11 protein-coding genes are annotated in these 12,272 nt (G+C 58.3%); 7 read left to right on the top strand and 4 right to left on the bottom strand.

Annotated features, from left to right (window positions below):
• On the bottom strand, positions 1 to 3,156 hold a 3,156-nt coding region (locus OOZ52_RS12005), incomplete at its 3' end, for a M10 family metallopeptidase C-terminal domain-containing protein (RefSeq protein ID WP_274698765.1).
• A gap of 275 nt (positions 3,157 to 3,431) precedes the next feature.
• Between OOZ52_RS12005 and uvrA the strand changes: the two genes are divergently transcribed.
• Positions 3,432 to 6,347, top strand: coding sequence for an excinuclease ABC subunit UvrA (gene uvrA / locus OOZ52_RS12000; RefSeq protein ID WP_274698764.1), 2,916 nt, complete (start codon positions 3,432 to 3,434; stop codon positions 6,345 to 6,347).
• 25 nt (positions 6,348 to 6,372) lie between these two features.
• On the opposite strand, the gene OOZ52_RS11995 is transcribed toward uvrA, so the two are convergent.
• Both OOZ52_RS11995 and OOZ52_RS11990 read right to left on the bottom strand, forming a co-directional pair.
• Complete coding sequence (locus OOZ52_RS11995) at positions 6,373 to 7,011, bottom strand: HNH endonuclease signature motif containing protein (protein WP_274698763.1); 639 nt, start codon at positions 7,009 to 7,011, stop codon at positions 6,373 to 6,375.
• Entirely contained in the window at positions 7,008 to 8,234 is a 1,227-nt protein-coding gene (locus OOZ52_RS11990) for an AAA family ATPase (RefSeq protein ID WP_274698762.1), read from the bottom strand. The genes OOZ52_RS11995 and OOZ52_RS11990 overlap by 4 nt, the downstream gene beginning before the upstream one ends.
• 189 nt (positions 8,235 to 8,423) lie before the next feature.
• On the opposite strand from OOZ52_RS11990, the gene OOZ52_RS11985 reads away from it, so the two are divergent.
• The 6 genes from OOZ52_RS11985 to OOZ52_RS11960 all read left to right on the top strand — a co-directional run bounded on the left by OOZ52_RS11985 (position 8,424) and on the right by OOZ52_RS11960 (position 10,979).
• Positions 8,424 to 8,585: a hypothetical protein gene (locus tag OOZ52_RS11985; RefSeq protein ID WP_274698761.1), complete on the top strand. Its 162-nt coding sequence runs from the start codon at positions 8,424 to 8,426 to the stop codon at positions 8,583 to 8,585.
• Positions 8,586 to 8,781: 196 nt separating this feature from the next.
• On the top strand, positions 8,782 to 9,039 hold the full coding sequence (locus OOZ52_RS11980) for a cold-shock protein (protein WP_274698760.1): 258 nt from the start codon (positions 8,782 to 8,784) through the stop codon (positions 9,037 to 9,039).
• A 33-nt stretch (positions 9,040 to 9,072) separates the two neighbouring features.
• Entirely contained in the window at positions 9,073 to 9,282 is a 210-nt protein-coding gene (locus OOZ52_RS11975; RefSeq protein WP_274698759.1) for a hypothetical protein, read from the top strand.
• A gap of 216 nt (positions 9,283 to 9,498) precedes the next feature.
• On the top strand, positions 9,499 to 9,711 hold the full coding sequence (locus OOZ52_RS11970; RefSeq protein ID WP_274698758.1) for a cold-shock protein: 213 nt from the start codon (positions 9,499 to 9,501) through the stop codon (positions 9,709 to 9,711).
• An 88-nt stretch (positions 9,712 to 9,799) separates the two neighbouring features.
• Positions 9,800 to 10,072: a hypothetical protein gene (locus OOZ52_RS11965; protein WP_274698757.1), complete on the top strand. Its 273-nt coding sequence runs from the start codon at positions 9,800 to 9,802 to the stop codon at positions 10,070 to 10,072.
• A gap of 247 nt (positions 10,073 to 10,319) precedes the next feature.
• The gene (locus OOZ52_RS11960) at positions 10,320 to 10,979 is read left to right on the top strand and encodes a TIGR02466 family protein (RefSeq protein WP_274698756.1); all 660 of its coding nucleotides are present in this window, start codon (positions 10,320 to 10,322) and stop codon (positions 10,977 to 10,979) included.
• A 46-nt stretch (positions 10,980 to 11,025) separates the two neighbouring features.
• On the opposite strand, the gene OOZ52_RS11955 is transcribed toward OOZ52_RS11960, so the two are convergent.
• Complete coding sequence (locus OOZ52_RS11955; RefSeq protein WP_274698755.1) at positions 11,026 to 11,607, bottom strand: septal ring lytic transglycosylase RlpA family protein; 582 nt, start codon at positions 11,605 to 11,607, stop codon at positions 11,026 to 11,028.
• Positions 11,608 to 12,272: the final 665 nt, after the last annotated feature.

Genomic DNA, 12,272 nt, shown 5'->3' with positions numbered 1-12,272 from the left:
CATGTCATCACCCGCGCCGCCATACAGCAGATCGCGCTGCGCACCGCCGATCAGCGTGTCGGCTCCGCCGTTGCCGTAAAGGGTCGAGACAAGATCGTCGTTGGCGACCAGCTCGTTCGCCTGCCCATCGCCTGCCAGGCGGCTTCCGGCACCGTAGAGGGCAAAGGACTCAAAGTTGCTCCAGTCTCCGGGGGACACCACGAAGTTGAAGTTGAAGTAGGCGCGGTCGAAGCCTCCGCCCACGCCCTCGATGGCCCTGTCGCTCAGGCTGTCGAGATAATAGGTATCGTCACCCACACCGCCGTACATGGTATCAGCACCCAGGCCGCCATCCAGAACATCGTCACCACCGCGGCCCAGCAGAACATCATCGTCGGCAAAGCCAAAGATCACATCGCCCGCAGATGTACCTTCCAGACGATCAACCCCGGGCGTGCCTTCAATGGGAGGAGGGGCGGGGTTTAACAGATCGAGCCTGAAATCAGCGAATTGCGCGTATTCCATTGCCGTGAGGGTATCGGTTCCCTCCGCGCCCGCAATTGTAAACCGGCCATCGCCGAGATCGGTTATCGTGTAATCTGCGAAATTGCCTGAATAGACAGCAGTATCCGATCCCAGGCCTCCGAACAGCCTATCATCTCCGAGTCCGCCGATCAGCGTGTCATCGCCGGCAAGACCATAGAGCAGGTCAGCACCGCCAAGCCCATATATTGTATCGGCGTCTGCGGTGCCGGAGAAATCGTCAGCCACATCACGGCCAAACCAGGTCGCGCCAATGCCTTCAGGGCGCGACCAGAGAAAAAGCTCCATCGCCGGGGCGTCACCACTTACGTGGATGACCATGTCTCCGTCTGAAGTCGCAATAGTGACTGCGACGGCCTGGATGGTAAAAAGTGAGGCGCCAGAACTAAGTCGATATGAGACAGTTTCTCCGAAGTGAAACGAGATCACGTCAAGCGCAGTCAGGTCGATCCTGTCTTCGCTGCTATCAACCCGCCTCAAGAGGTCGGGTGCAGCAGCGGTTGAATCAGCCGCGGAAAGGTAGACTGCCGTGTCGGTTCCGAAGCCCATTGAAATGTTATCAGCTCCCAAGCCCCCAATCAGGAAATTGGTTCCTCCTCCGCCAACCAGACTGTTATTGCCGTCATTGCCGTAGAGGATGTTGTCGCTGTTGTTGCCGCCAATACTGAGATCGCCTGTGCCTGTAATGCGCCCGATCTCCACATTGGTGGGCATAAGGATCGATATTGTGGTCTGGACTTCGTCGAGCCCACCGTCTGCCGTTTCAACGATCAAGTCGTTTGGGTCATCGATAACGTAAGTATCATTCCCAAAACCACCATTGAGAACATCGGCACCGGGCCCACCGTTGAGAAAATCGTCTCCGAAAGAGCCAAATAGCGCGTCATTGCCAGCTCGGCCAAAGAGCGAGGCCGCCCCCCAGCCAGCGTAGAGGATGTCCGCCCCGCCACCGCCAGTCTGGGATGAGCTACGTGGTGCTGTGACAACATCCGAATTGGCGACGGCGCCATTTACCAGCACTTCCAGTGTCCCGTCACTGGTGACCGCCCGAAGGATTGTGTTGGCGCCGCTTACTGTGAGTGTGAAGCTGGATGCTCCGATATTGCTGATATCGATGACATCGACGCCTGTCTGGAAATCGGTAATCATGTCGCGTTGCGATGAGGTCGATTCCATGGCGCTGCGATAGAAGAAAGTATCAGCTCCCGTGCCACCAGTCAGCCGATCTGCACCCAAGCCGCCAACCAGCCAGTCCCTGCCGCTGTCGCCTGAAAAACGATCAATGCCATCACCGCCTTCGAAAAGATCGTTTCCGGCATCTCCAAAGACTGTGCCGGAGACCGAACTCGATCCGACGCCAACGTAGTGGTCGTAACCAGCGCCCATGTTGATCGAACCGACAATCTCTCCGGCGTTGCGCACCTGATCGGCCACGACGCCCAAGGTAAAGTCTCCACGCCAGTATCCGGTCGCGGTATTATGGATGAGGTTGACCCCATCATCGAGCTCGAGCGTGCCTTCGATATGTCCTGCATTCGTCAGGTAGACACTTGACCTGAAGTGGCCATCCGCGATGATCGCCCGGTCGGCAACGATCGTCCCACTATTGTCGAAGGTGATCGGGTTGTAGACGTTGCTAGCGCCGTAGAAGAACCTGAACCCGACGGATTCGACTCCCGAATAGTTCGATACAACATGGACGGTGCCAGAGTTCACGACGCTTCCACCGCCGCTGGAGCGGAAGCCGATGATGCCCAAGGGATCGGCGAACACACCGTTCGGGTAGCCTGCGCCGCCTTCGACGTAGATCAAACCGGAATTATTGATTTCTCCACCGCCGAGCATCCAGACACCATAGGCATCGGTGTTCGAAATCGCTTCGATCAACCCGGTGTTCACGGTGACACCCTGAACCCCCACAGCACGGCCTGCGAGCGAGCCTGCCTGATATGGTGCGGTGTGGATTGCAGATGCAACCCCGTGGTTCTCACCGAAGTTGAGGATGGCGGTGATGTCTCCCGAAATACTCGAATCGCTCTCTGCCGTTATACGTCCGTAGTTATAGAGAAACGCCGGCGGCGAGTTCGGTCCCGCCGCGTATCCCTGATAGGACGAGCCATCGCTCGTAAAACTGATTGAGCCGAAATTCTCGAAGAGCGGGCCGGTGAAGGGATCGTAGTTGAAGCCTTCTGTAAAACCGAATTCGGAGCGGAAGCGAATGTATGTTCCTTCTTCGATCAGGTAGTCGCCGTTGACGAAGATTCCCTGTGAATAGTCAGTAAACACCTGCCCGGGTTCATTCGCGCCGTTGATCGTAACATCGATCGCGACAGTCTGAGTGACGCCGCCCAGGCGATAGGTGACGACGAACCGCTCGTGCGCCACTTCTCCGCTCGACAGAAGATCCGTGTCCCTGTCCTCATTGTCGAGAATATACGTGTAGGTTCCGTTGGCGTTGACCTGCAGCGTACCGAAAATTCCCTGTAGGACCTCGCCAACATTGCCGGTCCGTTGGCCTGCAAAGGCAACACCGATTACGTTCAGCCCGGCGAGGCTGCCGCTGGATAGCGTTCCGCTGATGACGGACTGCGCGTTAGTATTGCTTTCGGTAACGGTGCCGAGCGACCTGTTCATGCTGTTTGATTATCTCCCCGAGTCAATGGAAAAGTAATTGCTTCTCTACCTAACTTCTGCCGGGGGACCATTACATAATAATCCAAGCTGTTAAAGGCTTTACGTATAAAGGTGGACGACCCATCTTGTACACGAGCAGATCGGCACGACTAACTCGTGCTCAACTCTTGACCAACCCGAACATTTCATGAACATTGTGCATCCACCAGCGTCTCTCACGCTACCGCATTCAGCCCCTCTGGACTCTGCGCCAGCCAAGCCCCAAGTGACCCGCCATGGCTCTTACCAAAATCTCTGTCAAAGGCGCCCGTGAGCACAATCTCAAGGGTGTCGATATTGATCTGCCGCGCGATGCCTTGATCGTGATTACCGGTCTGTCCGGCTCGGGCAAATCATCGCTCGCGTTCGATACGATCTATGCCGAGGGGCAGCGACGCTATGTCGAGAGCCTCTCCGCCTATGCGCGGCAGTTTCTCGAGATGATGCAGAAGCCCGATGTCGAGCATATCGACGGGCTGTCTCCCGCGATCAGCATCGAGCAGAAGACGACGAGCCGCAACCCGCGTTCGACCGTGGCGACGGTGACCGAGATCTATGACTACATGCGCCTGCTGTGGGCGCGGGTGGGGGTGCCTTACTCGCCCGCCACCGGCCTGCCGATCGAGGCGCAGACCGTCTCCAACATGGTCGACCGGGTGATGGCGCTGCCGGAGGGCACGCGACTGTACCTGCTCGCGCCGGTGGTGCGCGGGCGCAAGGGTGAATACCGCAAGGAGCTGGCCGAGTGGCAGAAGGCGGGCTTCACCCGCGTGCGGATCGATGGCGAGATGTATCCGATTGAGGACGCGCCCGCGCTCGACAAGAAGTTCAAGCACGACATCGAAGTGGTGGTGGACCGGCTCGCGGTGAAGGAAGGGCTGGAGACGCGCCTGGCGGACTCGTTTGAAACTGCGCTGAAGCTGGCCGAGGGGCTGGCCTATGTGGATCTTGCTGATGGCATAGTGCCGGGGCGCGAGGATGAGGCGGAGACCGGTGGCAACCTCAAGGGCGCAGGCCTGCCCGCCAACCGCATCGTCTTCTCCGAAAAGTTCGCTTGTCCCGTAAGTGGTTTCACCATCGAAGAGATCGAGCCGCGATTGTTCTCCTTCAACGCGCCGCAGGGGGCCTGCCCGACGTGTGACGGGATCGGCGAGAAGCAGCTGTTTGACGAGCAGCTGGTGGTGCCGAACGGAGAGCTGACACTGAAGAAGGGCGCGGTGGTTCCGTGGGCGAAGTCCAACCCGCCATCGCCCTATTACATGCAGGTGCTGGGCTCGCTCGCCGCCGAGTTCGGGTTCGACTTGGAGACCCCGTGGAACCAGCTCTCCGCCGAGCATCGCGACATCATCCTCTACGGCACGAAGGGCAAGCGCGTGCCGCTTACCTTCAAGGACGGGCGCAAGGAATATACCGTGCAAAAGCCGTTCGAGGGTGTGATCGGCAATCTCAACCGCCGCATGGCGCAGACCGAAAGCGCGTGGATGCAGGAGGAGCTGAGCAAGTTCCAGACCAGCCAACCGTGTGAGACCTGCCACGGCGCGCGCCTCAACCCGAAGGCGCTGGCGGTGAAGATCGCCGACACCGATATCGCCGCGCCCGTGCGGCTCAGCGTGTCCGATGCGCTCGCCTTCTTTGAAGATCTGCCCGAAAAGCTCACCGACACGCAGAACCAGATCGCCAAGGCCATCCTGAAAGAGATTGTCGAGCGGCTGGGGTTCTTGAACAATGTCGGGCTCGATTACCTCAACTTGGATCGCACCAGCGGCACGCTGTCAGGGGGCGAGAGCCAGCGCATCCGTCTCGCCAGCCAGATCGGCTCCGGCCTCAGCGGTGTGCTCTACGTGCTCGACGAGCCCTCCATCGGCCTCCACCAGCGCGACAATGATCGCCTGCTCGAAACGCTCAAGCGGCTGCGCGATCTCGGCAACACGGTTATCGTCGTCGAGCATGACGAGGATGCGATCCGGCAGGCGGACCATGTGGTCGATCTCGGCCCCGGCGCGGGTGTGCGCGGCGGAGAGGTGGTCGCACAGGGCACGCTCAAGCAGGTGATGAAGGCGAAGCGCAGCCTCACCGCCGATTACCTCACCGGCAAGCGCGAAATCGCGGTCCCGGCCAAGCGCCGCAAGGGCAACGGGCACGATCTCACCGTCCACGGCGCGCGGGCGAACAACCTCAACAACGTCACCGCCTCCATCCCGCTCGGCACCTTCACCTGCATCACCGGTGTATCCGGCTCGGGCAAGTCGAGCTTCACCATCGACACGCTCTACGCCGCAGCCGCGCGCAGCCTCAACAACGCCCGCGTCATCGCCGGCGCGCACGACAAGGTCACCGGCCTCGAATATTGCGACAAGGTGATCGAGATCGACCAGTCGCCCATCGGCCGCACCCCGCGCTCCAACCCCGCGACCTACACCGGCGCCTTCACCCAGATCCGCGACTGGTTCGCCGGCCTGCCCGAAAGCCAGGCGCGCGGATACAAGCCCGGCCGCTTCAGCTTCAACGTGAAGGGCGGCCGGTGCGAGGCATGCACGGGCGACGGCCTGATCAAGATCGAGATGCACTTCCTGCCCGATGTCTATGTCACCTGCGAGGAATGCGGCGGCAAGCGCTACAACCGTGAAACGCTGGAAGTGAAGTTCAAGGGCCACTCCATCGCCGACGTGCTCGACATGACGATCGAGGACGCCGAGGGCTTCTTCAAGGCCGTGCCCCCCATCCGCGACAAGATGCACATGCTGAATGAAGTGGGGCTGGGCTATGTGAAAGTCGGCCAGCAGGCGACGACGCTGTCAGGCGGAGAGGCGCAGCGCGTAAAACTCGCCAAGGAACTCAGCAAACGCAGCACCGGCCAGACGCTGTATATCCTCGACGAGCCCACCACTGGCCTGCATTTCGAAGACGTGCGCAAGCTCCTCGAAGTGCTCCACCGGCTGGTGGACCAGGGGAACTCGGTCGTGGTGATCGAGCACAATCTGGATGTGATCAAGACCGCGGACTACTTGCTTGATCTGGGACCTGATGGCGGTGTGCGTGGGGGTGAGGTTGTGGCGAGTGGGACGCCTGAGGAGGTGGCGGAGGTGAGCGGGAGTTATACGGGGGCGTATTTGAGGCCGATGTTGGAACGGGCGCGGGAGGTGGTGAATTGAAACTTACACATCCTCTGGCGAGGGGCTAGACGAGATGGCCCAAGCCTAGATCATCGAGATACTGTCGGGCGAATGCTGAGTATTCGGACTCTCCTTGAGCTGCCATAGACAATTCGGTCTCAGCTGCGTCTTTCAAGGGACCAGCTGCAAGAGATTGGACTAACTCAATAAGGTTCTGGAGATCAGCAAGTCGCTTTGCCCTACGTGTTAGAAGCTCATCTCGATTGAGCCTCAGTTGTCGAACTGTGAGAGAGCCACACGCGCTTTCACAATTTGGAGCCACCATCGGACCAAGAAACTGGACGTGTGCAGTGACGTTGTCAGTATATGGATTGAGAATGCCATCAACATCACGCTTTGCATTGTTGCATTTGGAACAAGCAAGCGTGAGGTTCTCCCACTCCACAAAGAGTTCAGGGTACTGTTTTTTTGGTTTCAGATGCTCGACATCGCCGAATTGAGTTCCCAAGACCTTAGACTCGCAGAATGCGCATTTTTCTCTTGTCTCCGCGATAAGGCAACTCTTTATCTGCGCGTGGCGGTAGCGACCTTCGATCGTCGCATCGCGCTCCTGTTTCCTGCGAAGCTCTAAGTAATCGCTCGTCCACTGCGTACCGTTGTCAACTAAGATTTGGGGTTTGCCGAGCTTCTGGAGCGCGATCATTCTTTTCGCTCCGAAAGTTTCGAAATGACCTTGGTGAAGTCTCCACTCAAACCTTCTTCGATCAGTACATTTTTCATTTCTTGAAGGACGTTTGGCTCGTCTAACCGCGGGAGATAGCGCTCGACAATCTCGTTTAGTTTCCGACTTGCCCATTGGGGAGTTGAACCGTCGACTCCTAGTACCCGATCGAGGGTCTCGGTCGCGGACGCGGACTTGTTAAAAAAGTCGATTTCTTGTCCGGAAATTGTCCGATCTTCATTCGGTCTGAGAGCGTATACGACGGAATCCTCAACTGATGTGATCATGAGCGGACTGTGTGTAGCGACGATAAACTGCACTTTCGGGAAAGCGCGAACCAAGTCATTGAGGAGTCGCTTCTGCAACGCCGGATGCAAATGGTTTTCGGGCTCGTCGATCAAGACAACAAAGTTATGAAAAGCTTTTGACGCAAGAAAAATCTGCCAAGCGAGATCTATGATAGCGGACATCCCGCCTGACGTAGATTCTAAGGGGAATACTCCAGACTTAGACACAACATAAATTTCTGGGATGCGAACCATCAGACGCTGAAATCCAATCTCGTCCGGCAATAGGAAGCGCATGATTTCACCGAAACCGTCGAAAATCTCTTTCAATGACTCGTCAGGTGCTACGGTCGAGTTGCCTTCGCCAAAAGTCGCAGCTGCGATCAGTGTTTCTTTAAGCTTGTGCGATGGGTTCTGGCTGGCCTTGATAACCTCTTGGGTTTGCACAGGCTGGAATATTCGCTTTGAGCGGTTTGTGTACTCATTGAGTATTCGATGGGCATCACCGACCTGAGTTGGTATGTCGTTTACAGGGCTATAGGAAAAAAATGGTCGGTGTGAGGTTATATAGACTCCGTCAGCGCCTCTCAGTGCGCCAAAAGTCTGTAAAACTGCACCGCTGCGAGGAATGTTGAGGTCCATGACTGTACCGTCATCAAACGAGATGTGGCCCGCTGGCTCAACGCTAAAATCGAACTCGCTTTCGCCGTCGCCATGCCAATTTTTTCGAATTTCCCGGTCTTCGTAGTTTGAGAACAGCATGTGGATCTGCCATCCTAAAGCGCGGCTCAACGTATTGAGAATAGTCGTCTTTCCAGCGCCATTAGTGCCAGTGACGATGGTCAGTCTCTTGTGAAACGCGATATCAATGGATTTGAACTGCCGCCAATTTTCAATTCTTAAATTAGCAAATTGCATGAGCACTTTCCTGCCTATTTCAGGAAGCCTGTTCGAAAACAGCAATGATTTCAAGCAAGCCCTTCAAGTTCTTCACGATACAGAGAAACTTCGGGGGGCAGTGCAAATAACTGCGTGCTTGCTCAGAACAGCATGTTTACCTATCTCGCCCCCTTCGCCAGCAGCCGGCGGAGAGAAAGGCTGAGTTCCATGCATCATAAAAGAGGCCGTACGCGCAACCGTCGCGCCGGGTGCAAGTTGTGCAAGCCGTGGAAGGCGAACGGTGTTCGCACCGAGCGCTGCGATGGCGAGCGGTTTTCCGATCATCGGCGGAGAGACGCAGCGCGGGTGGCGGTTGTGGCATTGGGCTAATCCAGCGCCACCCTTCCACCCCCACCGCAATTAAATTGCCATCCGCCCCAAAAGGGCGCATACCTTCCCACGTCTACCTGACGTAATCGTTGGTAACGGGCTTCCGGCCAAGAGAAGCCACTCTCCTTCCTTTCCGCCACTTAGTCACCGGCGGGTCTATTCCGGCGTGCCGGAATGCGTTTGCGGGAAGGACGGTATGACCCAATTCGGCAAGATACAGAGCTATGACAGTGGTCTGGGCGAGGGGTGGATCATTCCCAATCGTGGCGGCGATGCACTGCCTTTTGGCAAGGCCGATTTGCGGCGTGAAAGCCAGCAGCCGCTAGCGGGTCAGGCCTACAGCTTCACGCCATCGGACGATGACGGAAATGGCAAGCGGGCGACTGATCTGGACAGGCTTTCCGACGCGAAAATCCTGCGGATGCAGAGCGGCGCGACGATGCGCGGGCACTAGTCCGCAAAAGCGCCGCAAACCCGTGGTCACAACATGAAAAGGCACTATGCCATGGACCTCAACCAATTGCTCGCCAATCACCAGATTGCGGTGATGAACCAGCGCAATGCAAAGACCTTGCAGGACCGCACCACCTATTTCGACCTCGTCGGTTACTACGCGGAGCGTATCCGTAAGCACCGCATCGCCGTAGGGCTGCCGCGCCATCCGTGGACCGACGATCCGCGTCCCGCTACGGAATAGCTGGCTATCCCCTGCAAACCTGCTACACCGCGCTTGCTGACGTCGGAATTTGCGACGGACTTCGAGATTTGCCGACCGCCGCACGCATGCTCCCCAAGAGCGTTTTATTCGGCGTAATTCAGACGACGACTTCCTTTCACCTGAACGATTTGACGCACGACCGGGCCGCATGTCGCGGCTCCGGCAACCCTTTTGTTCTTTTGAAAGGAACACATCATGGCCAAGACTGGCACCGTAAAATTCTTCAACACTGACAAGGGCTTTGGTTTCATCCAGCCTGACGATGGCTCTTCTGACAGCTTCGTGCATATCACCGCCGTACAGGCCGCTGGTATGCAGACGCTCGATAAAGACCAGCGCCTCAACTTCGATGTGGAAACGGGCAAGAACGGCAAGGAAAGCGCCATCAACCTGAGCGCTGCTGACTAACCAGTTTGGGGGAGAAGGGGCCGGGGGTGTCGAAAGCCACCCCCGCCCCCTTTGGCCACCCACACCTCCGCCTATCGAAAGACCTGCCATGTCCCAGACCTTCGCTTTTTATGACGAGCGCGCCAAAGCGGCCGCTGCCGAGGCCGAAGCCGCCACGCTGGACAATGTCCGCGAGCGCAGCCTGCGGGCCGAAAAGACCTGGCGAGGCCTCGCCGATCAGGCGCTCAAGGTGCAGGAAGACCGCGCGAAGGCCGCAAAAGAGCGGCAGGCCCGGATTGAACGCGAGGAACGCGAACAAGCCCGTGCTGAATTGCGCGAAGAAGCGGCCCGGAAATGGGCGAGCGGCGAGAAATTGGGCTAACCCCAGAGCCTGACCGGTGCTGACACTTTCAGCGCAGCAGCTTCCCCTTTCCTACAACCATCATTGTGTGCCCCGCTGCGCGGTTCTCTTGAACTTTCGCGCAAAGGACACAGCCATGAACGCCATTACCATCGTCGAAGGAGGTTGCGCCAACTGAAGAGTGAGAGGAGTAGGTTGCGCTGCGGGCGTTGCAATGGCTATGACCCCTGCCAACAACAACGCGATACCGGGAAGGGGACTACCGGATATGGCCACGGCTGCCAAAGCAGCGTCCGCCTCAACAGGGGCAAAGGCGCGCGACTTCACTGTCAAACCGCTCTTCGCAGAGCCCTACTTCGTCACCAACATCATGGATGCGATCACGCCCAAACAGGTCGAGTACCTGAAGGGGATCACCATGCTCGAGAACCAACAGAACCACATCTCCGAAGAGCTGTACCTGTTCGAGCGGCCCGAGATGAAGAACATCAAGAAGGCGGTGGACGAGGCGCTGGCGACCTATGCGCGCGAGGTGATGGGGGTGACCCACACGCTGGAGGTGACGCAGAGCTGGACGCTGATGAACCCGCCGGGCGTGGGGATGCACGGGCACACGCACTCGAACTCGGTGGTGTCGGGCTCGCTCTACTACGCGCCGATGCCCGATCCGCCGGGGAACATGGTGTTCGAACGGCACAACCACTACCGCCAGCTGGAACTCGCGGTGCAGCCGGAAAAGACCAACATCTACAACGCCCCGCGCAATGCGGTGGTGCCAAAGCAGGGCGACCTGGTGCTGTTTTCGAGTGCGGTGCACCACTACGTGGAGCAGAACCAGTCGCAGCAGAACCGCCACTCGATCGCGTTCAACACCTTCGTGCGCGGGACTATCGGGTCCTTCCGCGATGTGAGCGAGCTGAAGCTTTAGGGCTTTCCTACAGCCTTGGCGGTGTGAGAGGGCCTCTCCGAAGAGGCTAGTCGAGGCGTTCGAGCTCGACCCGGGCGTGGCCGCTGCTGATCATGCCGATCTGGGTCGCCGCGGCGCGCGAGAGGTCGATCGTGCGACCGCCTACGAAGGGGCCGCGATCATTGATGCGGACCACGACGGAGCGACCGTTGCGCGGATTGGTTACGCGGACGCGGGTGCCAAACGGCAGGGTACGATGGGCGGCGGTCATGGCGTTCATGTCAAACCGCTCGCCATTGGCGGTGCGGCGGCCGTGGAAGCGGCGTCCGTAGTAGCTCGCAACGCCCATGCCCAGCGAAGTTGTAGCGGGTGCCGCGGGTTCGATTGTGGTGATATCGACGGCGTGATCGGGCAGGGCCGGCTCGATTGGCGTGTCGTAGGGAGCAAAGGCTTCCTCAAGCGCTATGCCCTCATCCGGCACAAAGGCCGGGTTGGCAGCGGTTGCGTTCGCGGGTACTTCGGTGGCGGCAGAAGCGGCCAGTTCCACCCTGTCTTGCGCCTGACCGGCTGCACTGGCTGCAAGCAGAGCTATCACGGAGAACGGCACAACAAAGCGCCGCTTGCGTGGAGATGAGATCCGCCCGTCCATGCGGGGCCGCATACGCCTGATGCAGTACAAAACCGAATCATGACGCGTGCTACAGCCGCAAAATGCACTCGATTCACGGTTTAACCGCTCCGCACCCGCGACGAAGCGAGTAGTTCTCCGACATGTAAAATAGCAGGCAAGGGCCAATTCGCAGCATTTTGCGCTTTCCTACAGGTCATGCAGCTGCTCCGCAGAACTGCGGAGTGATACAGGTTTGGTCGGTTATGAGGGAAAGCGCGCCGTCTCCTTCAAGCCTGAGCCCAAAGAGAAATGGGGCCGGCATTGCTGCCGACCCCACTCTCACCAGCGTGTGGACCCCCGAAGGGATGCTTGGCGCCTGGCGTGTCACCTTCTGTCCTTTGCCCGAAGGCTCCGGTCTTCCGGTTATGTCGCCCGGCGCTCGCGCCGGTGCCGGAGTTGGTTTTCCGATTGGCGATCTCCCGAAAGAGTTCAGCCCATCTTTCCACCAGTCCGAGACTGGATTTGTCCTCTGGCGTCTCAAACGTCCCTCTTGATACCTCGGTATCTCCAGTTCCTCGACGCCGGATTTCTCATCCGGCCTATCCAATGATTACCTCGTTACGGTTTCAACAGTCCGGCGGCTTACCGCTCTCGAAAGAGCCTTCGTCCATCCATTCCTCTTCCGCAATGTTGCAGTCATTGCG

Source organism: Aurantiacibacter sp. D1-12 (genome assembly GCF_028858515.1).
In the GTDB taxonomy this organism is placed as follows: Bacteria; Pseudomonadota; Alphaproteobacteria; order Sphingomonadales; family Sphingomonadaceae; genus Alteraurantiacibacter.
The sequence above is the reverse complement of the archived record's forward strand: the minus strand, read 5'-3'. Positions and strand labels throughout refer to the sequence as shown.

Coding starts and splice junctions, on each gene's coding strand:
- uvrA (WP_274698764.1), top strand. CDS start 3,432: ATGGCTCTTACCAAAATCTCTGTCAAAGGCGCCCGTGAGCACAATCTC.
- OOZ52_RS11995 (WP_274698763.1), bottom strand. CDS start 7,011: ATGATCGCGCTCCAGAAGCTCGGCAAACCCCAAATCTTAGTTGACAAC.
- OOZ52_RS11990 (WP_274698762.1), bottom strand. CDS start 8,234: ATGCAATTTGCTAATTTAAGAATTGAAAATTGGCGGCAGTTCAAATCC.
- OOZ52_RS11985 (WP_274698761.1), top strand. CDS start 8,424: ATGCATCATAAAAGAGGCCGTACGCGCAACCGTCGCGCCGGGTGCAAG.
- OOZ52_RS11980 (WP_274698760.1), top strand. CDS start 8,782: ATGACCCAATTCGGCAAGATACAGAGCTATGACAGTGGTCTGGGCGAG.
- OOZ52_RS11975 (WP_274698759.1), top strand. CDS start 9,073: ATGAAAAGGCACTATGCCATGGACCTCAACCAATTGCTCGCCAATCAC.
- OOZ52_RS11970 (WP_274698758.1), top strand. CDS start 9,499: ATGGCCAAGACTGGCACCGTAAAATTCTTCAACACTGACAAGGGCTTT.
- OOZ52_RS11965 (WP_274698757.1), top strand. CDS start 9,800: ATGTCCCAGACCTTCGCTTTTTATGACGAGCGCGCCAAAGCGGCCGCT.
- OOZ52_RS11960 (WP_274698756.1), top strand. CDS start 10,320: ATGGCCACGGCTGCCAAAGCAGCGTCCGCCTCAACAGGGGCAAAGGCG.
- OOZ52_RS11955 (WP_274698755.1), bottom strand. CDS start 11,607: ATGGACGGGCGGATCTCATCTCCACGCAAGCGGCGCTTTGTTGTGCCG.